Genomic DNA, 23,857 nt, shown 5'->3' with positions numbered 1-23,857 from the left:
GCTGGCTGGATCTCTGTGACAAGCRCAAAGATGAGGGACGTGGAAAAGCAGGCCTCGCACCAGACACCCCAGCCATCAATATTTATGCCGCGTGCTATGGCACCCCTCGCCGAAATCTCGGTATGCGTTGGATTCTATCATAATCCGTGACATGTTTTGCGGGGTATGACAGGATTCTTTCCGYGCAGGGGTGTCTTCATGAAGCGTCCGACAATCACAGATGTTGCAAACGCCGCCGGCGTCAGCGTTGCGACTGTCGACAGGGTATTGAATGGTCGCCTGCCGGTGCGGGAGGAAACTTCGCGGCGGGTGTTCGAGGCGGCGGAAAAGATCGGTTTTCATGCCACCAACATCATCCGCCAGCGCATGCTGGCCGATCTGCCGTCATATAATCTCGGAATCATTCTGCGGAAAGAACGGCACTCCTTTTACCAGRCATTTGCCGAYGAGCTGGAGCTTGCGGCGCGCAACGTGAGGGATCGCCATCTGAACCTGCGCATCGAATTTGCGCAGTCGGGCGAGCCGAGCGAGCTTGCGGGCCTTCTGTCCGGCATGAAAGGTCGGGTGCAGGCCGTTGCGGCCACCGGKCCTGACCATCATGACGTTACGGCGGCCGTTGAGGCTCTGAAGGCGAAGGGTATTCCCACCTTTTCCCTGCTTTCCGATTTCGCGCAGGGTGTGCGGGAGGCCTATCTTGGCGCGAATAACATGAAGGTTGGGCGCACGGCGGCGTGGATGATCTCGCGGCTGGCGCGCAGCAAGGGCAAGGTGCTGCTATTGCTCGGTGGCCACCGTTTTCACGGTCATTCGCTGCGGGAAACCGGCTTTCGSAGCTATATCAGGGAATATGCGCCGGARTTCGAGGTGATGGAYGCGCTGATCACGTTGGAAACGCGGCGGCTGACCTACGAGCTTGTCATGGACACCATCGCCAAACACCAAGATCTCGTCGGCATCTATTGCATCGGCGGGGGCATGGAAGGTGTGATCGAGGCCTTGCAGCAGGAGAACCGCCAGGAAACCATCGTCTGCCTCGTCAACGAGTTGACGCCGGAATCCCGTCAGGCGCTGCTTGAGCGGCGTATTACCGGCGTGTTCCAGACACCGCTTCGCGAACTATGCACGGACCTYGTTGCCACGATGGTTCACACCATCGAACACGGCATGGCGGAAACGCCGGGACAGAGATTTGTGCCCGCTCATCTATGGGTTCCTGAGAGCCTTTGATCGTTTGATAGATTCTATCATAAATGCCGCGTCTATTTCTATCAGCCATGATGGTTTTGCCCGCCGAAGACGCGTTGACGCCGGCCCCGGACTAGGATCATGTTGCCGGCATGTGGAGCGGGCAGGAGGCTGATCCACGACAATAACGATGTTTCAAGGTTGCCAAACGCCGCAGATTTCCATCTTCGGCGAAGGGTATCCTTTTGCCGGCGATCGGCTGTGGCGCGATGCACTTGCGGCTGTGCGACCGGTTTCTTTTCAAGAGTTTCGGAGGAGGATGACATGAAAAGACATTTTGCGATTGCGGCTCTGGCCACCATGCTGGCGACCACGGCTTCGGCTCAGACCATCGGCGTTTCGATGGCCCTGTTCGACGACAATTTCCTGACCGTGCTGCGTAACGGCATGATCGACTATTCGAAGGGCATGAACGGTGTCTCGCTGCAGATCGAGGACGCCCAGAACGATGTCGGCAAACAATTGAGCCAGGTGCAGAACTTTGTCGCGGCTGGCGTCGACGCCATCATCGTCAATCCCGTCGATACGGATGCGACGGTGGCGCTTTCGCAGGCGGCTGCCGCAGCCGGCATTCCGCTTGTCTACGTCAACCGCCAGCCGGTCAATCTCGACAACCTGCCGGACAAGCAGGCCTTCGTCGCTTCCGATGAAAAACAGTCGGGAACGTTGCAGACGCAGGAAGTCTGCCGGCTTCTGAAGGCTGCCGGCAAGACGGAAGCCAAGGCCGTGGTGATGATGGGCGAACTCTCCAACCAGGCAGCGCGCATGCGGACTGAGGACATCAAGGAGGTCGTCGCCACTCCGGATTGCAGCTTCATCAAGCTCGTTGAGGAGCAATCMGCCAACTGGTCGCGCACGCAGGGGTCGGACCTGATGACCAACTGGCTCTCGGCTGGCGTTGAGTTCGATGCGGTGATTTCCAACAATGACGAGATGGCGATCGGCGCGATCCAGTCGTTGAAGGCGACCGGCCGGCCGATGGATGGCGTCATCATCGCTGGCATCGACGCGACCCAGGATGCACTTGCCGCGATGGCGGCGGGCGAACTGGATGTCAGTGTTTTCCAGAATGCCGCCGGCCAGGGCAAGGGCGCGGTGGATGCCGCGCTGAAACTCGCCAAGGGCGAGACGATCGACAAGAAGGTCTTCGTGCCCTTCGAACTCGTTACACCCGCCAACCTCAAGGATTATCAGGCGAAGAACTGATTTCGGCATTCACTGGGAAAGCCGGCAATAAACCAGGGGCCGCTCATGGAAAAGCAGGCCCAAGGCCGCGGTCTCTTCTCCCGGACCGCGGCCTAACCGGTCCGCAACGACCTCAACAGATACCGACGACAAGGAAGCGTAAATGCGCATCGCCATCGACCCGTTCATGCACCGCCATCTCAGCCTCGAAGCCCTTCCCGCCAAAGTTAGGGAGCTCGGCTACGACTGGATCGAGCTCAGCCCGCGCGCCGATTTCCTCGAATGGTTCAAGGCGCCGCGCGTGTTTCCCGAAAGGATACGCTCGTTCAAGAAGGCGCTGGCGGCCGAAAACGTCAAGATTGCCTCGCTGCTGCCGATGTATCGCTGGGCCTCCAATGACGAGACCGAGCGGCAGGCGGCAGTGAAGCACTGGAAACGCGCCATCGAGATCGCCGTCGAACTGGAGGTCGACACGATGAACTCCGAATTTGGCCGTGGACCGCATCCCGACAAGGGTTCCTGCTATTGCTGCCATACCGGCTCGATGATCGAGGCCTGCGAGGATGCCTGGTGGCGTTCAATGGAAGAACTTGTGCCGATCTTCGAGCGCGAAGGCATCAATCTGCATGTCGAGCCGCATCCGGAAGACTGGTGCGAGACACTTCAGCCGGCGCTCGACATCATCCGCACCGTCAATTCGAAGAATGTGAAGTTTCTCTATTGCGCCCCGCACACCTTCTATTTCGGCGACGACACCAAGGCGATGCTGCGCGAAGCGAAGGATGTGCTCGCCCACGTGCATGTCGGTGACACCTTCAATCACAAGGCCAGTTCAGGGCTGCGCTACATTCTCAACCCGCCCGGCACGCAGGCGCGCGTGCACCAGCACTTGAACATCGGCCAGGGTGAGGTGCCGTGGGACGACTTCTTCGGCACGCTTTCCGAAATCGGCTTCGACGGCATCATGACCTCCTGTGTTTTCGCGTGGGAGGACAGGGCCGATGAATCGGGCAGGTTCATGTGCGCCGAGATCAACAACTATATCGAAAAATACCGCAAGTGAGGTTTTTCCCATGACTGTGAGAATTGGTGTCATCGGCACCGGGGCGATTGGCCGTGACCATGCCCGCCGCATCAACAAGGTCCTCGGAGGCGCAAAGGTCGTGGCGCTGAGTGACGTCAACCCTGCATCCGCCGAGGCGGTGAAGAACGACATTGCTGCGGACGCCGTCATTTTCGCCACCGGCGAGGAACTGATTGCATCGCCGGATGTGGACGCCGTTCTGGTGACATCCTGGGGTGCCACGCATGAGCAATATGTGCTGGCCGCCATTGCCGCCGGCAAGCCCTGCTTTTGCGAAAAGCCGCTGGCGACAACGGCGGAAGGGGCAAAACGCATCGTTGACGCCGAGGTGGCGCAGGGCAAGCGGCTGGTTCAGGTGGGCTTCATGCGCCGTTATGACGCCGGTTATGTGGCGTTGAAACAGGCCGTCGACACCAAGATCGGCGCACCGATCATGGTGCACGCCGCCCATCGCAATCCGGCGGTTCCGGAGCAATATGTGACTGCTATGGCCATCCACGACACGATGATCCACGAGATCGACGTGCTGCGCTGGCTGCTCGACGATGACTATGTTTCGGCGCGGGTTCTCTTTCCCCGCTCGGCGGCCAGAAGCCATGCGCAGCTGAAGGATCCGCAGATCGTCATTCTGGAGACCACCAGGGGCACGCTCATCGACGTCGAAATTTTCGTCAATTGCCATTATGGCTATGATATTCAGTGCCAGGTGGTGGGAGAGGATGGCATCGCCAGCCTGCCAGAACCGATGTCCGTCCAGACCCGCCTTGGCGCCAAGCTACAGAACGATATCCTGACAGACTGGAAGGATCGCTTTATCGCGAGCTATGATGTCGAGCTGCAGGATTTCATCCATGCGGCGGCGAAGGGSACCGCGGCCGGACCKAATTCCTGGGACGGTTACGTGGCCGCCATCACATCCGATGCCTGCGTCRCCGCGCAGGAAACCGGTGGCGCTGCGGTCGCCATCGACCTTCCCGCGCGKCCTGCCCTTTATAAGTGAGGATATCTCATGCGTTTTGCCATCAACCACATCACCGCACCAAAACTCTCCCTCGAGGACTTCTTCGCGACAGCGCGCAATCTTGGCCTTAGCGAAGTCGAAATCCGCAACGACCTGCCTGACATCGTCGGCACGGTGGACCCGGCTGCCGTGAAGGCYGCGGCCGAAAAGGCCGGYGTGACSATCRTCTCCATCAACGCGCTATACCCATTCAACGTCTGGTCGGGCGATCTGCCAAAAAGGGCAGTCGTGATGGCTGATTACGCCGCCGCAAGTGGCGCGAAGGCGCTTGTCATGTGCCCGCTCAACGAGGGCCGACGGGTACCCTTCGACGATCTCGTGGCCGCGCTGAAGGCCATGAAGCCCATCCTCGAGGAACGTGGGCTGACCGGCCTTGTCGAACCGCTCGGTTTCCCCGTCTCGTCGCTGCGCACCAAGGCTGAGGCCGTCAAGGCGATTGACGCGGCAGGCGGGGGCGATGTCTACAGGCTGGTGCACGACACTTTCCATCATCATCTGGCAGGAGAGACGGTGTTTTTCCCCGAACGCACCGGCCTCGTCCACATATCAGGCGTGACAGACCCCGCTGTCTCCGTCGCCGACATGCTGGACGCCCACCGCGTTCTGGTGGATAGCGACGACCGGCTGGAGAATCTTGCCCAGATCAGGACGTTGGAGGCAGCTGGCTACAAGGGGCCTTACAGCTTCGAGCCTTTCGCGGCTGAGGTGCATGAGTTGAAAGACCCGGCTGCTGCCGTCAGAGACAGTATCGACCATATCTCCCAGACGCTATGACTGCCTCACCGCCTGCGGTTTGCTGCAGGCGGTGCTTGCGTTCGAATACAAGCTGATTGGTAGAAAACACAGAGAAATCAATTCCGCTTTTACGGATGATGCTGTAATCTTTGCGTGACAAAACAGAGCAGCAATCGGGCTCGGGTATTCTTGAAATCAACTGCTTTGTGCCGGTTTCTTGCCCGCCCCATCCTTAAAAGAGCGGGTGAATTTCCCTTTTATGAAAATAGACAGGAAAACGACGCTTAAGGATGTGGCGCAGCAGGCGAATGTTTCGCTCAGCACCGCTTCGCACGCCCTTAACGGCACGGCCCCCTTGACCACGCTGGTGCGCGAGCGGGTGCTGGAAGCGGCCCGTTCGCTCGGTTATCTCGAAAACCGCCGGCAGAAGGCGACGATTGCGACCCTGCGCGTGGTGTTGCTGGCAATGACCAACGATGCGGCTCCGCAAAGTGATCTCAACATGGTCAGCTGGACGATGCTGAACGGCTTCCGGCGCGAATGTGAACGGCGCGGCATTCGCATCGTTCCCTTCGTCAGCGCCACAAGCCGGCTTGACCCTGTCGCGGTGGCGCAGGCGGCGGATGCCGACAATGTGGATGGTATCGTGGTGTTGAACGATGACCGGTCGCAACTGGTTCAGGCGCTTTCGGCGCTCGGCAAACCGGTGGTGCTGATCAATGGCGAGGACCCGGCCATGATCGTCGATACGGTGACGGCCGAGAACCGTTTCGGCGCCCGCCTTGGCATCGAGCACCTGCTTTCCCTTGGGCATCGCAATATTCTGCACATTACCTGGAAGGGGCGCACGACGATCCGCCGCCGTTTCGACGGCTATAGCGACGCATTTCTTGCGGCGGGGTTTCCGGTGCCTGCGGATATGGTCATTGAGGTGGAGAGTTATGAACCCCAATGGGGCGAAACCGCCATTCGTCGCCTGCTGGCCGAGGAGCGCCCGCTCAGAAATGCAACGGCGATTTTCTGCGCTGCCGACAATCTGGCGCTCGGCTGTCTGAAAGCACTGACGGAAGCCGGTGTCCGGGTTCCCGATGACGTTTCGGTATTGGGTTTTGACGATATCATGCCGGCGGCCTTCAGTGCGCCGCCGCTCAGCACCATTCAATTGCCCGCCGACAGGCTGGGTGGTGCGGCACTTTCCCTGCTGGAGCAGCGGCTTGTCGCCGCCGACCCGACCCGGCCTGCGCACCGGCTGGAACTTGGCTGTCGACTTGTGCTGAGGGGCAGCATCGCACCGCCCCCCAAGTGATACCGAGCTTTTACTTCATGCCCGTCCCAGCAATGCCTGTCGTGATATAGCGTTGCAGGAACAGGAACACGACGGTAACCGGCGCCAGGCTGAGGAAAGTCATGGCAAGAATATAGTGCCATTGCACCGAGAACTCGCCCTGGAAGGCGTTCAGGCCCACCTGCAGTGTGAAGTTCTCGCGGCTGCTGAGGACGATCAACGGCCAGAGGAAGTCGTTCCAGCGCCACAGCACCGAGAAGATTGCGAGAACCGCTAGTGCAGGTGCCGTCAGCGGCAGGATGATGCGCCAGAAGATGCGGAATTCGCTGGCCGCATCGACGCGCGCGGCTTCGATCAGTTCGTCCGGGATCGTCAGCATATATTGCCTGAGCAGGAACACGCCGGTTGGCGTCGCGACGGTGGGAATGATGACACCCCAGAGATTGTCGACGAGGCCGACACCGACGATAACAAGATAGGCTGGCACCATGACGACGGTAAGTGGGATCATCAGCGTGGAGATGATCAGCACGAAAATCGCCTTCTCGCCGCGGAAGCGGTATTTCGAGAGAGCAAACGCCGCCATGGCGTTGACGATCAAGGTTAAAACCGTCGCGACAACAGTGACGAAGACCGAGTTTTTCAGGAAAGTCAGGAAGTTGAACTGGGTCAAGGGATCGGTGAAATTCTGCGTCGCGATCGTCAGTTTCTGGACGGGCGACATTTCGCGTGTGTCGACGCTGACCGGCGGGCCGGGATTGGCCGGATCCACCATCTGCGCCTTGATGCCAACGCGCCGGACCATGGCCATCTCCCGCTCTATGCCGTCGATGGTGACGGTCCAGAGGCTGAGCGGCCTGTCATAACCTGGAACTTCCACCTGCACGGCGGCGCGCGGCAGAAGGCTCGGCGGAAACCGTGTGATCTCGGCTTCGGGCTTCAGCGAGGACATGGCGGCCCAGACGACGGGTATCAACACCGCGAGCGTGCCGCCGATGAGCCACACCCAGGAGAGAATATCGGTGAGACCGATCCTGCCGGGGCGGCGGGTTCGCGTCAGGAAAGTGACTGCGTTYATATTGCCGGACATGATCAGGACTCCATCTTTTTGCCGAGGCGCAGTTGCACGAGCGTCAGCGCGAGAAGAACAAGGCCCATCAGAACCGATGCGGCGGATGCGAGGCCGAAGAGCCTGAGATCGCTGCCGAAGGCCATCTGGTAGATATATTGCACCACGAAYGTRTTGGCCGTGCCCGGCCCGCCGCCATTGGTCAAAACCCAGGCTTCATCAAATATTTGCACTGAGCGGATCATCAAAAGGATCAGTACGACGAGAAGGTTGGGAGCCAGCAGCGGCAGGGTGATGCGCAGCAATGTGCGTCGGGGCGAAGCGGCGTCGATTGCGGCTGCCTCATAAAGGTCTTTGGGAATGGCCTGCAGCCCGGCCAGCAGGATGAGCGTGTAAAAGCCCATGTGGAACCAGACGGATACGACCACGACGAAGAAGCGCGACCAGCCGACATCCAGCAGGAAGATTTCCGGCGGCACGCCGAGCATCTGGAAGAAGGCGTTCAGCAGTCCGTTGCGGTCAAGAAACCATTTCCAGATGAGGCCGATGACCACAGGTGACAGCAGCACGGGATAAAAGAACATGGCGCGGAAGAAGCCGCGCGCGGCAATCGCCCTGTTAAGAATAAGGGCCGTGACCAGCGCGACGAACAGCGTGGCGACAACGTTGAAGCCGACGAACCAGAGCGTGTTCCAGATCGCTGTCCAGAACAGCGATTCCCGGCAGCTTCCAGGGTCCATATAGCTCTGGCAATCGAGCAGCTTGCCGAAATTCTCCAGACCGACAAAGGGGCGGTCGGTGATCAGCAGCTCGGTGCCGCCGGTAAAGGCGTAACCGACGGCAATGGCAATCGGCAGGAAGGTGAAGATGCCGAAAAGAACGAGGTTCGGCATCAGGAAAATATAGGGCATGCGCCTTTTGCCGATCAGCCGCTCTATGAGGTTGAGCGGCACTTCGGCAATCGCCATCACGGCGTCGAGCACGCGGTCGGACAGTCTCGCAAGCGTCGGATTGGCCATGCTAATCTCTCTCGTGGCTGTCAAGGCGCGGCAGCGCCAGTTCGGTTTCGGGGTCGAAGRCATGCACCCTTTCGCGCGCCGGCATGATGTTCAGAACTGAGCCTGAAGCGGGTGCGAAGTGGCCAGCCTGGTGCACGATGATCTGCTCTTTCTGGCCCTGAAGATTGCCGTAGAGATAGGTCTCGGTGCCGAGGCTCTCGTGATACTGCACTTCGAAGGGCAGGCCCTTTTCCTGCGTGATGACAAAATGCGAGGGGCGGATGCCCGCCAGAACTGCCTTTCCGGGGGTAGCCACGGCGGGATCGACGAGGCAGGGCAGGGACACGCCGTATCCGGAGTCGATTGCGAAACCGCCGTCGCTGCCGGCGACGAATGTGCCCTTTAGTATGTTCATGCGCGGTGAACCGAGGAAGCCGGCGACGAAGAGGTTGCGCGGATTGTCGAAAAGCTCGAGCGGGCTGCCAACCTGTTCGATGCGGCCTGCACGCAGCACCACRATCTTGTCGGCCATGGTCATGGCTTCCACCTGATCGTGGGTCACATAGATCATCGTCGTCTTGATATCGCGATGCAGCCTTGTGATTTCGGCGCGGGTCTGCACGCGCAGCGCCGCATCGAGGTTCGACAGCGGCTCGTCAAACAGGAAAATGTCAGGCTCGCGCACGATGGCGCGGCCGATGGCGACGCGCTGGCGCTGGCCGCCGGAAAGCTGTTTCGGCTTGCGGTCGAGATAGGGTTCGATAGCCAGCATGCGTGCCGCCTCGTTGATGCGGCTTTCGATTTCCGCCCGCTTGAAACGCAGGTTTTCAAGGCCGAAGGCGAGGTTCTTGCGCACACTCATATGCGGATAGAGCGCATAGGACTGGAAGACCATGGCGATCTTGCGCTCGGCCGGCGAGAGCGCGCTGACATCGCGTCCGCCAATGCCGATGGTGCCTGACGTCACATCCTCAAGGCCGGCGATGATGCGCAGCAGCGTGGATTTTCCGCAGCCGGAAGGACCGACGAAAACGACGAATTCCCCGTTCTCGATCTGAAGATCGATATCATGCAGGACATGAACGGCACCGAATGCCTTGTTGAGGTTTTCCAGCTTTAGACTTCCCATTACCTGCTCCCTTCGGGCAAGGTCGTCTCTGCGACGATCTCTTTTGCATTCCAGCCCTCGGGTAAGGGCATCGTTCTTCCAATGGCAACGTCGCGCGCAGAAAATCCGTGAACGCCGGACAGATACACCGCAGGCATGCCGCCGGGGTAATCTTCAAGTCCGACGATCCTGCCGTCGGCGCTGCGTGTCCAGGCATTGGCGCGGCCGGCAGCCTCCGGACTTGGCGCAATGTCCGCATTGGTCGGGCGAAGATCATATTGCGGGCCGGTGCCGAGTTTGCCGGGCTGCTGCGACAGTGAAATGCGCGCGAGCGTGACATTGTGGATGCCGGCGCTCGAGGTGGCGACGAGGTTTATCGCSCCTTCCATCGAGCCGYTCAGGTCTTCCACCACAAGGTTTTCAACCTTACCGGCCTGACGTTCCGGCCGGCGGTCTACCACGGTGACRGTCACGGCTTCGCCCGATCCCCAGAACCCGCCCGGCGTTTCGTGGCACTCCGCCTCGATCCGCGAAAAGCGGATATTGCGCATGGCGCCGCCATCGCGGGAGAAAAGGCCGATGCCGCGATTGGATGCGATGACCTTGCAGTCCTCGAACGCCACATCGGTGAAATCGCCGAAGGATTCCGTGCCGAGCTTCAAGGCGCAGCTCATGCTTGAGACAGTGCAGCGGCGAACCGTGATATCGGCGCAGGCGCCAACAGCCTTGCCATCCGGTCCGGCGCTGGTCTTCAGGCAGATACCGTCATCGGCGGTGGAGATGGAGCAATCCTCGATCAGTGCGCGCCGGCAGGCATCCAGCACGATGCCGTCGGTGTTGGGCAGGCGGCGATCGTTTTCGACACGGATGTTGCGAAAACTCAGATCTTCGCAATCGACCATGTGCAGGGTCCACATTGGTGAACCGCTGACGACGAGGTTTTCAAGGCGAACGTCGCGGCAGGATTCCAGAACCATGACACGCGGCCTCTTTTTCGCGGGCACATAGGTTCCCATGGCTTCGTCGTCACCGATGATGAAGTTCTCACCGCCAGCCTCGATACGGCCGGGGCCGGTGACGGCGATGTTGCTCGCGCCCTTTGCGACGATCATGCCGCGATCSGAATCCTCGGCGATGACAGAAACGGRCGTATGGGCATAGGCGTCGTAGTCGGAAATCGGCGCGAGCACCGCGTCTTGTGCAAGGTGAAGTTCCACGCCGCTTTTAAGATGGAGGCCGCTGCTGACATGCCGTCCGGCCAAGAGCGACACGACGCCGCCGCCTGCAGCCGATGCTGTATCTATTGCCTGCTGGATATCGGCAGTGGCGTCACGTCCCTCGGCGGCTATGGTGATATTGGTGTGAGCACTCATGATGCCTGCGGCCTCTTCAGAAAGACGTCGATCAGCAGCAGCATCGTCAGCGCCTGCCCATAGGGTGTCGGCAAATTGGGAATGCGGCGGTAGAAATCGAGGTCGTGGCCCATGGGCGTCCCGTCCGACACACCGTGCACGACGCCTTCGTCATCGATATTGCCCAGCACTGCCTTCAGCGCCCGCTCGGCATGGGCGCGGTTTTCTTCGCCGAGAATGCCTGCCTCGATGCCGCGCAGAATGCCATAGGCGATGCCAGCGGTTGCCGACGTCTCGACCGGCGAAGTCGGATCGTCGAGGAGCGTGTGGAACATGCCATCCTCGCGCTGATACTGGCGCAGCGAACGCACCTGGCTTGCAAGCACATTGGCGAGGAAACGTTTGTCCTTTTCGGCAAGCGTCGGCACCAGTTCGAAGAGTTCGGGGATTGCAACGGTGATCCACGAATTGCCGCGTGCCCAGAAGGCATGCGCAAAATTGTGGCGTCCGATGAAGGTCCAGCCGTGATACCACAGCCCGGTCACGGGGTCTGACAGGTAACGCGCATGGATCATGAACTGGTAGACTGCCTCATCGATCCAGTCCTGACGTTTGCAGACCACACCGGCGCGKGCAAGGAACAGACAAGCCATGAACAGCGTGTCGTCCCAGAGTTCACCCTCGTTAAGCCGCTCCTTGACCACRTGCTGGAAGCCGCCATCTTCGGTTTTCGGCAATTTGTGCACAAGCCAGTCGGCCCAGTCTTCTACCAGCGCCCGGAAATCCGGCCGGTCGACATGTTCGGTGAGGATGACGAGCGGCAGCATTGGCGCGGAACTGTTGATCTGGCGTGGCGGCAGGCCACGATCGATCTGCCAGCCGTACCAGGTCACGAGATCGTCCAGAGCTTTCTGGTCGTTTGCGGCAAGCGCCCGGCGCAGGAAGCCGTAAAGGCCAACGCCCACCTCCCAATCCCATTCATCGAACTGGATCTTGCCGTCGGAACTGCCGCTTGCCAGGCCTTCCTGTATGCCCTTGAGGCGGCTGAAGGCGGCGGCGACGCTGTCGATCGTCGTTCTGAGAGTGTCTTTCTCGATGCTTTGCTGGTTCATCTGGTCATTCCGCTTAGGAGTAAAGTGGCTGTGCCATGCCGTTGCCTGCGGCGGTTTTGGCACTGTCGAAGGTGATCTGTGGCTGTGGCTGCTCGTGGTCGAAGGCCATGGCTTGCCCGCCGATGGTGAAGTTGCCGTCCCAGTTGAGGGAGAGTTCGGGGCCACCGGGTGGCGTGACAGACAGCAGGCGCCTGTCGGCGTCGAACATGACCTGCGTGGCGAGAATTCTTTCGCGGAAGTGCGCGAATGCGTTCGTATCTCCGCAGCCGATAATGCCGATCCAGCCAGCGCGGCGGCCAGGTGATCTGATCTCGCGGTCGGCGGTGGCGCCTGCTGTTACAGGTTCAAGCCCATTGGTCGCATAAAGTGCTGCAAAGCCGCGGCCCGCGCGGGTAATGAGCCAGTTACCGTTCGTCACCACCTCGTCCAGCCCGTCGCGACCGAGATAGGCATGGGTCCAATCATTGCGGTGATCATCCGTATCGAAGATCATCATGGCGATATCCCGGTGCTGCGCCACGCGCGGCAGGATGCCGCTGCCGGCCCAAWAAGAGGGGCGCTGTGTGCCCCACGGATCATCTTCGCCGGGATGGTTGACCCACAGCCGCGCCATCGGATGGCCGGCAAGCTTGATGTCCATGACGTGCTGCTGGTGGCCCTTGCGACCTGTCTTGTGGTCCACCACAGTGGAAAGCTGGGCTGCTTCGTTCTTGAAAAGCACGAGTTTGCCCGGCTCCAGTCCCTGCGCATAACGCGCCTCGACCATGCGGCCGCCTGTCAGTTGCGASAGGGCGGCAAGATGCGGTGGCGGCAGGTAATCTCCACAGCAGAACATCGGCAGCGAGGCGACGCCATTGTTGAGCCAGCCCTGACCGAAGGCAACTTGCGCAAAAGGTGCAAGTTCGGTCAGCGGCCCGGCGCGCAGCTCCTTGTCATAGGCYCTGCCCTGGGAACCGGAGGGAACGCCACCAAGCGTGTGCAGAGCGATCATTTCGAAAATGAGATCGAGCTGGTGGCGGGCGCGGGCGGCAAGTTCCGGTTCGGCCCAATGTTCGATGGCGAGAAGGCCGATGAAATCCACCGGGTAATAGGCGGCCGAATTCCATTCGGCGAGACCGTGCGCCTCGACGCTGYCGAACCAGCGTTGCAGCCGGTCTGCGGCCAGCGCCGCCTGCTCCCTGCCGGTGCGCCCGGAGGCGCTGAAGATGGCGTCCGGCAGATAGTCTCCCGCGAGCAGCTGGCTGGTATGGAAGCACAGAACGTGGTTTTCGCTCCAGAACCACATGACGTCGTTGCCGGGTTCGTCCACCCAGTAGCGATAGGAGAGAATAGAAGAGTTGATCCGCTCAAGCATCTGAGGGGGAAGCCGGTCACCATAGGCGCGCACCAACCAGAGAAGCGGCACCAGCACGAAATCGGAGCAATCCTCGCGCCGGTCGATGGACCGCAGCGTTGCGTCGACGATGCCGGAAATCGTCTTCATGTCACCGCTGCCGGTAGCGACCATGGCCAGCGCGCGGCCGATGCGCCATGCACCAAAGCGGGCGCTGAAGGACAATGCCGCTTTCTTTCGCTCGGCAATATCGGTGGCGGCCGGTTGTGGCGCCATATCGCMCATGAAGGCTGCGTCGATGACGCGCGTYACSGTTCCGGCACCTGAGCCGATGGTGATCCTGACGCCATGATATCCGTCCGAAATGCCTGCCGTCTCGGGGATCGTCAGGGTCGATTGCCCGGCTTTCAGCACGGTATCGACCTCGGCAAGGGCGGCGCGCTCGTGGCCGTGGCTTTTCACCGCAATGTGGACGGGAAGGTCGCTGGCAGGTGCTGCCCCGAAAACCAGCTCGAGGGCCGCGCCGGAAAAAACGTCGCGTGCGGGGCGAACATCGCGCACCAGTGCGGCAAGACGTTTCGTTTCTTCCCGGTCGAGCGGCACCGGTAGCACGACGGTGAGCGGCGTGGCGTCCGTAACCTCAAGCTCGAAGAACCAGATGATGTCACGTTCCGCCAGATCTTCGCAAAGCAGCAGCACTTCGTTATCGCCGGCCGCAAGTTCGAGCGTCATATCGCGGCTGCTTTCGACATTGCGGATAAAGGGCTCAAAGCGGACCTGCTCCACGCCGCCCACCCAGATGCGCACGCCGCCGCAGGTGCGCAGCCGGAAATGCGCCTGTCTTGTGGTGTCGCTGCGGAACGTGCCCTTCAGCCAGCGCTGTACATGAGTCGGAATGTGCCAGAAACCGGTGAATTCAACGCGTCGGTTAGAACCCGGCAGGTTGAGGTGCGAAACCGTAAAGCTGGAGTCGGGCGCGATGTCACGGCCGATCATCGTCTGTTGAAAGGCCTTGCGGCAGGGCAGGTCGCCAACATCTACAAAGCCGTTGATGAAGCGATAATCGACCCGGTCTTCCGCCGGTGCCGCAATTCCCGGAAATGAGGTTTCCACCAGATCCGAGACGATCCAGGCGGTAACCGTTTCGCCCTGCGGTACGGTATATGTGGGCTGCGACAAGCCCGTCGCCAATGGTCCATCCGTCATAATGGATCGCCTCCCGTCGATCTTTATGAAATTATTTTCACAAATCTATTTTCGCTTTGTTGCATCGATTTGTGCGATTTAGCCGAAACAAACAGCTTGACGTTTATTCTGTCAAGTCGCAAAACAAGCGAAATCGAATTAAGACGAGGAGCTTCAATTCGATTTGTGAAAAGTTTTTCATTGGGAGGATGAGCATGCTGAAACTGTTTTCGGGCGTCAGCGCCCTCGTATTGGCCTCTATCGCCGGCCTTTCGGTCGCAGAGGCCGAGACAAGAACGATCACGTTCCTTTTTACGGATGACGACCAGGGTTATGTGCAGCGCATGTCTGAACTCAGCAAGGAGTTCGAGGCGGCCAATCCGGGCGTGAAGATCAACTTCGTGTCTTCCGGTTATGATGCCGTTTCCAAGCAGCTGCCGGTACAGCTAGCGGTGGGCGAGGGGCCGGATGTTGCCAAGATCACCGACTGGCAGCTCGCTTCCTACTATCTCGACATGCGCCCCTACATGAAAGATGCGGATGGCTTTGCCAAACTGCACGGTTCGAGCCTTGCCCAGCTTCGTCTGCCTGGTGTCAACGATCCGCAGTCGATCAACGGTTACATGGCCTCGCAGACGCTGAACCTGCCCTTCGTCAACAAGACGCTGTTCGAGCAGGCGGGTGAACCCTTGCCCGGGCCGACAGCGAAATTGAGCGAGATCGTCGAGGCGTCCGCGCGCGTTGCCAAGTCGACCGGCGTGCAGATTCCCTTCACCATGGACCGCTCCGGCCACCGCTTCTCCGGCGGCGCCTTCGCTTATGGTGCGACCTATGTGAAGGACGGCAAGTTCAGCTTCCCCGACGACGCGGCGAAAAAATACATCTCCGACATCTATTCATGGACGCAGAACGGCAGCTTCCCAAAGGAAATGTGGGGTGCTGCGGGTGGCTCGCAATACAAGAACATGGGCGATGAATTCGTCAACGGCAATGTCGTGACCTATCTGGCCGGCAACTGGATGGTCAATCCGTTCCAGAACAAGATCGGTGACAGCTTCGAATGGACCGCGATCAACGCCCCCTGCGGCGATGCCGGTTGCTATGCCATGCCCGGCGGCACGGCGATTGTCGGCTTCAAGCGCACCAAATATCCCGAAGATGTCGCCCATTTCGTCGAATTTCTCGGCTCTGAAAAGGTGCAGCGGGAAATCGCCGAAAATTACGTGATCCTGACGGGTGCCGAAATCGTCGATCCGCAATACAAGCTGAAGAGCGAAAACGCCAAGGCGGCGATGAAGGTCTTCCTGGACAACAAGAAGAATGTGCCGCAGGCCGCCCGCGAATTCGAGCACGCCAAGGGTGGCACTGCCATGTATCAGCAGATCGTCCAGCGCATGAGCCAGCTCATCGTCGGCGAACTGACGCTCGACCAGACCTACAAGGTCCTGGAAGACGATGTCGCCAAGATCAATGAGGCCGTTGCGGTCAAGAAATGATGAGCGCCCGTTCTTTCATCACGAAATAACGATGCTCTCGATCTGCCCGGAGTTATGCTCCGGGCATACTTCGCCGCTTGTTCGCCGGCTGTTGTGGCATATGCGATCTGACTTAATCAGCAAGTCGAAAAAAAACTGCAATACGCCCGGCATAAAAGCTGACGGCGAGGCGCGCCGGAAGCTGCGTGCCCGCTTCGTCACGCGTCATTCGCTGAAATCATAGGATTCGTCATGGCTAAACTGAAGATGTCGTCTTTTCCGTTCGTGCGGTCGGCCTTGCTTGCCTCCGTCGCATTGCTGGTTCTTGTCCCGAACGCACAGGCATTCGAGCGCACTCAACCCGCAGGTCAGGGTTATGCCATTACGGTACCCGAACCCGCAGCAAGATATCCGCTGCCGCTTTCCGACACCTATCGCAACCAGACTGGCAAGAATGCCAAGGGCGAAGACGTCCGTGCCTATGACGACCGCGACAATCCCGTCATCGAAATCCTCTCGGGTTTTAATCGCATCTGGACGCTGGGCGATGAAAAATGGGCGGATGGCGGCGCCAATGGCGACGGTCCGAGTGATTTCAGCCATGTGAAGGCCGTCAATCCCGCTGTCTGGCAGGAAAACATGCGTTACGTGCTTTCCGTAACCGGTGAGAACCGCACCCCCGCCGCGGCCTTGAACGCCTATATGAAAGACCGCCGCTCGCAGGGTTACAGCATGATCGACGGCATGGGGCCGCTTGCTCCGTGGTATCGCGAAGGCGCGGGCGCGACGACGACCATCAACCACACCCTGGCGGATTTCGATCCGAACGAGGTCATCACGCGCAAGGAAGAGGACAAGGGCACCGAGGCTGGAGCGGCCGATTCCGAGCTGAAGGATGTCGTGGCCCTCATGAAGGTAATGCGTGGCCCGGAAGGCACGACGTCGCCAGCGAAATATTTCTATTCCACGCCGCGCCCATGGCGCATGAATGCCAAGGGCGAGGTGATAGAGACAGGCACCGAGACCATCGGCGACCGCAAGTTTGAAACTTACGAAACCGATCCCGGCGTCATTGTGCCCGCGCTCAAATATGCGCGCGAGAACCGTGGACGCGGCAAGGATGGCGGCTTTCCGAGCGGTCACACCAATGCCGCCTATCTCGCTGCCATCACTTATGCCTACGTTGTGCCGGAGCGGTTTTCCGAATTGCTGACTGCCGCTTCCGAGCTTGGCGAAAGCCGTATCGTTGCAGGGATGCATTCCCCAGTCGACGTGATCGGCGGCCGCATTACGGCCACCGCGATAGCCGCCGCTATTCTGCAGGATCCGAAAAACGCCGATCTCAAGAAGGCCGCGCATGATGAATTGCAGGCCTATTTTGCCAAACGCTTACCAGCGGGACAGTCCCTGATCGACTTTGCCCATAGCGCGAAACCGGATGTAGACCCTTTTGCGGATGCGGCGACCAACGAGGCTGATTATCGCCGGCGTATGACCATGTCCTTCAGCCGCGACAAAACCGTTGGCGATGCGCCCATGGTGGTGCCGAAGGGTGCCGAGGTTCTGCTGGAGACACGCCTGCCTTATCTCGATGCCGCGCAACGCCGCGCCGTCCTGTTCTCCACTGGTATCGAGGCCGGTTATCCGCTGCTTGACGACAGCAATGGCTGGGGCCGGATCAATCTGGTGGCCGCCGCTGCCGGTTATGGTGCCTTTAACGGCGATGTCGACGTGACGATGGATGCTGCAGCCGGCGGGTTCAATGCGGCTGACCGCTGGACGAACGATATTGCCGGGGCAGGGCGTCTCGTCAAATCCGGCAGTGGCGCGCTCACGCTCACCGGCGCCAACAGCTATAGCGGCGGCACCGTCTTGCAGGACGGAACGCTTGTTGCATCGTCCACCAACGCGCTTGGTACAGGTGGCGTTCTGGTCTCCGGCGGAACGCTTTTGCTGAACGGCGACAGTGACATCGTCATTGGCGGCGATTATGCCCAGACGGGCGGCACGCTGGCGCTTGATCCGCAAAAGGCTCCGCTGCTGGTCAAGGGCAACGCGACGCTTGATGGCGCAACCCTGCGGCTCGCCTTCGATGGCGCCGCACCCGCTGCCGGCACGCGCTTCAACGTCATCGCCGCAGACGGCCTGACTGGYACCTTCGCTGCGATCGACGCGGGSAATGTGAAGGTGCGRCCGGTTTAYACCGGCTCGGCGCTGTCCGTGGTGGTCGAATAGGCTGCGAGGCCAAGGTTTCGCGGGCGCGGTCTAATCGCCGCGCCCGGCCGGCCCGGTTACAGGAAATAACGGACCCTGAGCGGCAGCAGGGCGGCGCCGAGTGCCGAGGAATCGCCTTCTGTCTCGCTGAGCACCAGTTTTGCTTCCTGCGGGCCGATGCCGTAACGGTGTTCGCGTTGYGAGGGCATGTGTACACGTTCGATCATCATCCGGCCGAGTGCGCGCGGCAATTGTCCACCAAAGACGATCRCCTGTGGATCGAGAACCGCAATCAGRCTCGCCACCAGCCGGTCCACCTGCGGCATGGTCCGCTCAAGCCATTCCTCGACGCCCGGCCAGGCAGGGTCAAAATGCTGATAGAGCGCTTCGATCGAATCTATCTCGCTCCCGTGTTTTTGCAGCGTCGCGATCAGATATTGCAGCGCCGGCCGCCTGTCGGCTTCATCCGGGTTGAAGATGCCGCTGAATTCGCCGGCATTGCCGTGAAAACCGTAGAAAGGCTGACCTCCCAGAATGAGGCCGCCGCCGAAACCATAGTTGAAGGATAGATAGGCGAAGGTCTGGCACCACAGTCCCACGCCGCGAAGGCTTTCGCCGATCGCGCCGGTGGTTGCGTTGTTTTCCAGCCAGACCGGCAGACGGAATTTCTCTTCAAGGATCGGTTTCAGGTCCATCAGCGACCAGTCGCGCAATGGTTCCGGCGCGTTGAACGCCCGATCTTCCGACACGAAAAATCCCGACATTGAAAAGCCGAGGCCGAGCAGGCGTTCGCGCGGGATGCAGTGGTCCGCCAGCAACCGTTCCAGAGCGAGCGACAGTGCGGCAAGCGTCATTTCGCGATCGCTGGGAAGGATCCGCAATTTTTCTTCGACAACCACCATGCAGCGGAAATCGGCAATGCAGATCACCACGGAGTCAGTGTTGATGGAAATTCCGAGCGAATAGGCCGCCTCAGGCACCAGTTCAATCGTCGGGCTCGGCTGGCCACGCGTTCCTTTAAGCGGTGCGCCGGTACGCAAAAGGCCGCGTTCCAGCAGGCCTTCGATCAACCGATGCACGGATTGCTGCGTCAGGTTCGTGTGGCCGGTGATTGTTGCACGGGCAATGGGGCCGTGGCGGCGCACGATATCGAGAATGAGGCGCTCATTCTCGCTGGCAAGCGGCTGGCGGTCGAAGGTCTGGCGCGGTGTCTTATCTGTTGTCATGGCCTTGGATAGCGGCTGCACAAGGCCTTCGCAACTCGGGCCGCGCGCCGGGGGCGGCATTTTTCACTGGACTGTCACAAATAATACACTTAGAGTGTAGTAATAAGAAGCCGGTCAATAACGGATCCCCAGGAGGAACCATTCAATGAGCATGAAATTTATTGCGATCGCCGCGCTTGCGCTGGCGACGAAGGTAGCGCCTTGCCTTGCGGCGGACACCAACATGAAGAACCTCGACTTCGATCTGTCGAAGGTCACGCGCGAAAATTTCTATGACATCGTCGTTCCCGCTGCCAAAGCAGAAGGCACGGTGACGATGTACAATTTCGCCGGCAGTTTCGCGGATACGTGGAAAGAACTGATCACCCGGTTCGAGGCCAAATATGGCATCAAGGTCACCTATAGCGACGTRAAGGGTGATCAGGCGAACCAGCARCTCATCGCCGTGCAGGCGGCTGGGCAGGATTCACCCGTCGACGCCTATTTCGCYGGCGGCGGCGGCTATCCGCTTTTGTCTTCCAAGGGCGTCGTCGGCAATATTCCGCTGACGAAGATCTTGCCCAACATGGCCAATTACAATCCGGAWYTGGCCGAGACCGTYTTCGGCAAGGCGCATGGCGGCAGTTTCCCTCTKGTGCATCTCAACCAGACCGCMCTCGGYTACGATTCCGCCTTCGTGAAAGCCGAAGACGTGCCGAAGAGCTTCGACGATCTTCTCGTCTGGGCTGAAAAGAACCCGAAGCGCCTTGGMGTCACCCTRCCAGCCAAGGGCGGCTCSGGCGGCGGCTTCATCTATTCSGTGGCGCTCAATTATCTCACCGGCGACTGCCGCAAGCAGCTYACMGACTATAATCAGACGCTGCAGCAGGCCGAAGACTGGGCAATGACGTCCGAGTGCCTTACGCCGGTCTGGGATTATTACCGCCGTCTTCTTGCCGTGGCTGAACTGACCAACGGCAACGCCGACACGCTCAACCTGATCAACAACCAGCAGCTCTACATGGGCACCGTCTGGGAAGACCAGGTCATGAGCTTCCTCGGCACCAAGCAGTTGCCGGAGAGCTTCCGCGTCACGCTGCTGGAAAAAGGCCAGGTCGGCTCGGGCGATGCCATTTTCGTGCCGGCAAATGCCAAGAACGTCGCATCCGCGCTCCTTCTYATCGATATGGCGATGAGCAAGGAGTTCCAGCTCTGGAAGCTGGAGAACAAGGCTTCGCGSTCTCCGCGGGCGGATGTCACCAACGACCTGATGCCCAAAGCCGTACAGGAGCATGTTCTGCCGCAAAGCGTTTATCCSCGCCTGTCGGTTCCGGCGTTCTGGGACATGTCGACGGCMCTTGCCGAAGCGCTCGATGAAAAAGTGCTCAACCAGTAACACCTGCCCGGATCGACCGGACCGTGGGGCTGGAAACCGCCAAACGGTCCGGGAGCMTTGGTCGCAACCATGAGGGAGCCTCGCCATGAGTGAACTCGAGATCAGCAATATCAGCAAGGATTACGGTTTGAGCCGGGCGCTTCATCCCGTGTCGATCACTGTCGAGCGGGGCGAATTCGTCACCATTCTCGGCCCCTCGGGCTGCGGCAAGTCCACGCTTTTGCGCATCCTCACCGGCATCAGCCAGCCTTCGGGAGGCGAAATCCGGCTGGGCGGCAAGCGTATCGATCAGGCGCCGCCGGAAGCGCGCGACATCGCCATGGTTTTTCAGTCCTATGCGCTTTTCCCGCATATGTCGGTTGCCAAAAAYCTYGGYTTCGGCCTGAAGATGAAGAAGGTCCCGAAGGACGAGCGCGCGCGCCGCATCGCCCATGCGCTTGAAATCTGTAATCTTGCCGGCCTGGTGGACCGCATGCCGCGGCAATTGTCCGGCGGGCAGCAGCAGCGCGTGGCGCTGGCGCGCGCCATTGTCATGCAGCCAAGCCTCTTGCTGTTCGACGAGCCGCTCTCGAACCTCGACGCCAAGCTCCGCGACACGCTGCGTCATGAACTGACTGAACTTCACCGCCGGATCGGCGCGACCAGCCTTTATGTGACGCATGATCAGGCCGAGGCCATGGCGATGTCGGACCGGATCGTGGTGATGAATGCCGGCCGCGTCGTTGAAGTGGGAACACCGCTCGAACTTTACCGTGCGCCCAAACACGCCTTTACYGCCGGTTTTCTGGGKCAGACCAACCTTTTGCCGGTTTTGGCTGAGGGTAGGCAGGCGCAATTGYCCTGGGGGCAGTCCGTAACGCTGGATGCGACTGCGGCCGGTTCCGCACAGATTTCGGTTCGCCCGGAAAACATCCACATCAGCGCCGACGAGGCGGGTGCCGGCACTGTCTCTGCCGTTTCCTTCATGGGCGCCAATGCGCTCTATACGGTCGAAATCGGCGGCCACCAGATCAAGATCAGCCAGTCCGGTGCGGAAAATCTTATCGATGCGGGACGCAGGGTCGCCTTGCGTTTTCCCGGATCGGTGCATCTGCTCGATGACGGGCAGGCAGGGGAGGCGGCGTGATGCGCGGGGTGCTKCGCGACAGGCGCGCCCAGCTGCTGGTCCTGCTTGCGCCGGGGGTGGGTTATTTGCTGATCTTCTTCGGCGGYCCGCTGCTYTCGGCACTGATCGGCAGCTTCAGGCAGGACGATGGCAGCTTCACGCTGATGTTCTACGAGCGGATCTTCACACGTCCGTCGATGATCCGCGGCCTGACGACTTCCATCTATTACGGTGTCATGCCGGTGATGGTGTCGCTTGCGGCTTCGGTGCCGCTGGCGCTTCTGATCCGCAAGAGCTTTCTCGGCCGCAAGCTGTTCAGCGGCCTTTACAAGCTGCCGATGGCGGTGCCGGGCATCATCGTCGGCCTGATGGTGATCGTCGTTTTCGAAAGGGGCGGTTTTCTCGACCGGCTGGTCGCGCCGCTCGGGCTTGAATTGCCCAAACTCGTGCGTGACGACTGGGGCATTGGCGTCATTCTCGCCAGTGTCTGGAAACAGATACCATTCATGACGCTGATCATCACCAGTGCCTTTGCCGCCATTCCGGAGGACATCCGTTACGCGTCGCGCACGCTCGGCGCCTCGAGGCTGAAGACCTTTCTGTTCGTCGAAGTTCCGCTCGCGATGCCMGGCATCACCGCCGCCATCCTTCTTACCTTCATCGGCTCSATGGGCTCCTACGCCATYCCCGATATTGTCGGTCCGCCCACTGCCCGGCCGCTTTCGGTTCTCATGGTCRCGGARTTCAATCAGGGGCGGTTCAATCAGGTCTATGCCATGGGCATGGTGCTGAGCCTCTTCGCGGTCTCCGTCCTGCTTCTGTATTACTTCCTGACATCCCGCATCGGCCCCGGCCAAACCCGAGGAGACGCATAATGAGCGCCATTGCCCTCGATCCCGTCACCATGACWCGTCGCCGCACCTTYACGCCGGACGACCGGATTTTCGTCTCCATCGGGCTCTTTACCGCGCTGGCGCTCGCTATCGCCGTGCCTCTGGCGCTGATGTTCCTGTGGAGCATTGCCGATGGATGGACGCCGCCTCTGGTAGTGCCGGAGGATTACACCACCACGCGCTGGGCGAGCATTCTTGGCGATGCAAGCCTCATCCAGGCCACCGTCAACAGCATCCTCATCGCCATCGTCGTGACTTTCTCGACGGCCGCGATCGCACTGCCGACCGCGTGGGCCATGGCCCGTTTTCCCTTCCGGCTGAAACGGCTGGTGGAGATCTTCATTCTGGCCCCCATCATCATTCCGGGGCTGGTCGTCGCTGTCGGCATCGGCCAGGTGTTTCTTCTTTTCGGTCTCGCTTATTCGGTGACCGGGGTCATCCTTGTGCAGATCGTCGGCACGCTGCCGCTGATGATACGGCTGATGACGGCGACGCTMGAAACCATTCCCGACGACCTGATYCATGCCGCCCGTTCGCTCGGCGCGGGAACGGYCGGCATTGTCATCCACATCATCCTGCCGCTTGCGGTGCCCGGCCTTCTGGCCGGTGGCCTGATGTCCTTCATCGGCAGCTTCGAGGAATTCGACAAGTCCTTCATCGTCGGTGCGCCTGTCGTGCARACGCTRCCGATCAAGCTCTACATGTATCTCGACCCCTATTCGATGCAGATCCCGCTCGCCTCCATCGTCTCCTTCATCCTGCTTCTTCCCGCACTCGTCGTTTTCATCATCGCCGGMCGCATTCTGCGTGACGACCTGATGGCGGCGGGCATGGGGAAAATCTGATCCGGGCAACAC

Annotated in this window: 19 protein-coding genes; 12 read left to right on the top strand and 7 right to left on the bottom strand. The window is 60.1% G+C overall.

Annotated elements, in window-relative coordinates:
- Positions 1-198 precede the first annotated feature (198 nt).
- From AB4Z23_RS24590 to AB4Z23_RS24565, 6 genes are all read left to right on the top strand, one after another.
- Complete coding sequence (locus AB4Z23_RS24590; RefSeq protein ID WP_441360913.1) at positions 199-1,227, top strand: LacI family DNA-binding transcriptional regulator; 1,029 nt, start codon at positions 199-201, stop codon at positions 1,225-1,227.
- Positions 1,228-1,509: 282 nt separating this feature from the next.
- Positions 1,510-2,451: a sugar ABC transporter substrate-binding protein gene (locus tag AB4Z23_RS24585; protein WP_013762379.1), complete on the top strand. Its 942-nt coding sequence runs from the start codon at positions 1,510-1,512 to the stop codon at positions 2,449-2,451.
- 142 nt (positions 2,452-2,593) lie between these two features.
- Positions 2,594-3,493 (top strand): sugar phosphate isomerase/epimerase family protein, encoded by a 900-nt coding sequence (locus AB4Z23_RS24580; RefSeq protein WP_004431052.1) that lies wholly within the window; start codon positions 2,594-2,596, stop codon positions 3,491-3,493.
- A 10-nt stretch (positions 3,494-3,503) separates the two neighbouring features.
- Positions 3,504-4,514 carry a Gfo/Idh/MocA family protein gene (locus AB4Z23_RS24575; RefSeq protein WP_441360912.1) on the top strand — a complete coding sequence of 337 codons (1,011 nt, stop codon included), beginning with the start codon at positions 3,504-3,506 and terminating at the stop codon, positions 4,512-4,514.
- Between the two features lie 9 nt (positions 4,515-4,523).
- Positions 4,524-5,309, top strand: coding sequence for a TIM barrel protein (locus AB4Z23_RS24570; protein WP_441360911.1), 786 nt, complete (start codon positions 4,524-4,526; stop codon positions 5,307-5,309).
- 220 nt (positions 5,310-5,529) lie between these two features.
- On the top strand, positions 5,530-6,576 hold the full coding sequence (locus AB4Z23_RS24565; RefSeq protein WP_065660242.1) for a LacI family DNA-binding transcriptional regulator: 1,047 nt from the start codon (positions 5,530-5,532) through the stop codon (positions 6,574-6,576).
- A 10-nt stretch (positions 6,577-6,586) separates the two neighbouring features.
- On the opposite strand, the gene AB4Z23_RS24560 is transcribed toward AB4Z23_RS24565, so the two are convergent.
- From AB4Z23_RS24560 to AB4Z23_RS24535, 6 genes are read right to left on the bottom strand one after another with little or no spacing between them, the layout of a single operon-like run.
- Positions 6,587-7,645: a carbohydrate ABC transporter permease gene (locus tag AB4Z23_RS24560; RefSeq protein ID WP_441360910.1), complete on the bottom strand. Its 1,059-nt coding sequence runs from the start codon at positions 7,643-7,645 to the stop codon at positions 6,587-6,589.
- Between the two features lie 2 nt (positions 7,646-7,647).
- A complete protein-coding gene (locus AB4Z23_RS24555; RefSeq protein ID WP_004431062.1) occupies positions 7,648-8,643 on the bottom strand; it encodes a carbohydrate ABC transporter permease in 996 nt (331 codons plus the stop codon).
- A 1-nt stretch (position 8,644) separates the two neighbouring features.
- Positions 8,645-9,751: an ABC transporter ATP-binding protein gene (locus tag AB4Z23_RS24550; protein WP_441360909.1), complete on the bottom strand. Its 1,107-nt coding sequence runs from the start codon at positions 9,749-9,751 to the stop codon at positions 8,645-8,647.
- Positions 9,751-11,103, bottom strand: a complete 1,353-nt coding sequence (gene pglB / locus AB4Z23_RS24545) for a polygalacturonase PglB (protein WP_441360908.1) — start codon at positions 11,101-11,103, stop codon at positions 9,751-9,753. Before pglB ends, AB4Z23_RS24550 begins: the two co-directional genes overlap by 1 nt.
- Positions 11,100-12,194 (bottom strand): beta-galactosidase BglB, encoded by a 1,095-nt coding sequence (bglB, locus tag AB4Z23_RS24540; protein WP_013762386.1) that lies wholly within the window; start codon positions 12,192-12,194, stop codon positions 11,100-11,102. The genes pglB and bglB overlap by 4 nt, the downstream gene beginning before the upstream one ends.
- A 13-nt stretch (positions 12,195-12,207) precedes the next feature.
- Positions 12,208-14,733 (bottom strand): hypothetical protein, encoded by a 2,526-nt coding sequence (locus tag AB4Z23_RS24535; RefSeq protein ID WP_441360907.1) that lies wholly within the window; start codon positions 14,731-14,733, stop codon positions 12,208-12,210.
- A 194-nt stretch (positions 14,734-14,927) separates the two neighbouring features.
- On the opposite strand from AB4Z23_RS24535, the gene AB4Z23_RS24530 reads away from it, so the two are divergent.
- Together AB4Z23_RS24530 and AB4Z23_RS24525 are read left to right on the top strand one after the other, a co-directional pair.
- Positions 14,928-16,208 (top strand): ABC transporter substrate-binding protein, encoded by a 1,281-nt coding sequence (locus AB4Z23_RS24530; RefSeq protein WP_004431072.1) that lies wholly within the window; start codon positions 14,928-14,930, stop codon positions 16,206-16,208.
- A gap of 231 nt (positions 16,209-16,439) precedes the next feature.
- The gene (locus tag AB4Z23_RS24525) at positions 16,440-18,422 is read left to right on the top strand and encodes a phosphatase PAP2 family protein (RefSeq protein ID WP_441360906.1); all 1,983 of its coding nucleotides are present in this window, start codon (positions 16,440-16,442) and stop codon (positions 18,420-18,422) included.
- A 56-nt stretch (positions 18,423-18,478) separates the two neighbouring features.
- Here AB4Z23_RS24525 and AB4Z23_RS24520 read toward each other — a convergent pair whose 3' ends face one another.
- A complete protein-coding gene (locus AB4Z23_RS24520) occupies positions 18,479-19,627 on the bottom strand; it encodes an ROK family protein (RefSeq protein WP_441360905.1) in 1,149 nt (382 codons plus the stop codon).
- A gap of 145 nt (positions 19,628-19,772) precedes the next feature.
- On the opposite strand from AB4Z23_RS24520, the gene AB4Z23_RS24515 reads away from it, so the two are divergent.
- The 4 genes from AB4Z23_RS24515 (at position 19,773) to AB4Z23_RS24500 (ending at position 23,845) form a co-directional block, all read left to right on the top strand.
- A complete protein-coding gene (locus tag AB4Z23_RS24515) occupies positions 19,773-21,002 on the top strand; it encodes an extracellular solute-binding protein (protein ID WP_441360904.1) in 1,230 nt (409 codons plus the stop codon).
- An 85-nt stretch (positions 21,003-21,087) separates the two neighbouring features.
- On the top strand, positions 21,088-22,128 hold the full coding sequence (locus AB4Z23_RS24510; protein WP_441360903.1) for an ABC transporter ATP-binding protein: 1,041 nt from the start codon (positions 21,088-21,090) through the stop codon (positions 22,126-22,128).
- Positions 22,128-22,982 (top strand): ABC transporter permease, encoded by an 855-nt coding sequence (locus tag AB4Z23_RS24505; RefSeq protein ID WP_441360902.1) that lies wholly within the window; start codon positions 22,128-22,130, stop codon positions 22,980-22,982. The genes AB4Z23_RS24510 and AB4Z23_RS24505 overlap by 1 nt, the downstream gene beginning before the upstream one ends.
- Entirely contained in the window at positions 22,982-23,845 is an 864-nt protein-coding gene (locus AB4Z23_RS24500) for an ABC transporter permease (protein ID WP_441360901.1), read from the top strand. The genes AB4Z23_RS24505 and AB4Z23_RS24500 overlap by 1 nt, the downstream gene beginning before the upstream one ends.
- Positions 23,846-23,857 lie beyond the last annotated feature (12 nt).

The sequence above is a fragment of the Agrobacterium sp. MCAB5 genome, from assembly GCF_052114365.1.
GTDB classification, from domain to species: domain Bacteria; phylum Pseudomonadota; class Alphaproteobacteria; order Rhizobiales; family Rhizobiaceae; genus Agrobacterium; species Agrobacterium tumefaciens.
This window is presented reverse-complemented; position numbering and strand designations above follow the sequence as displayed.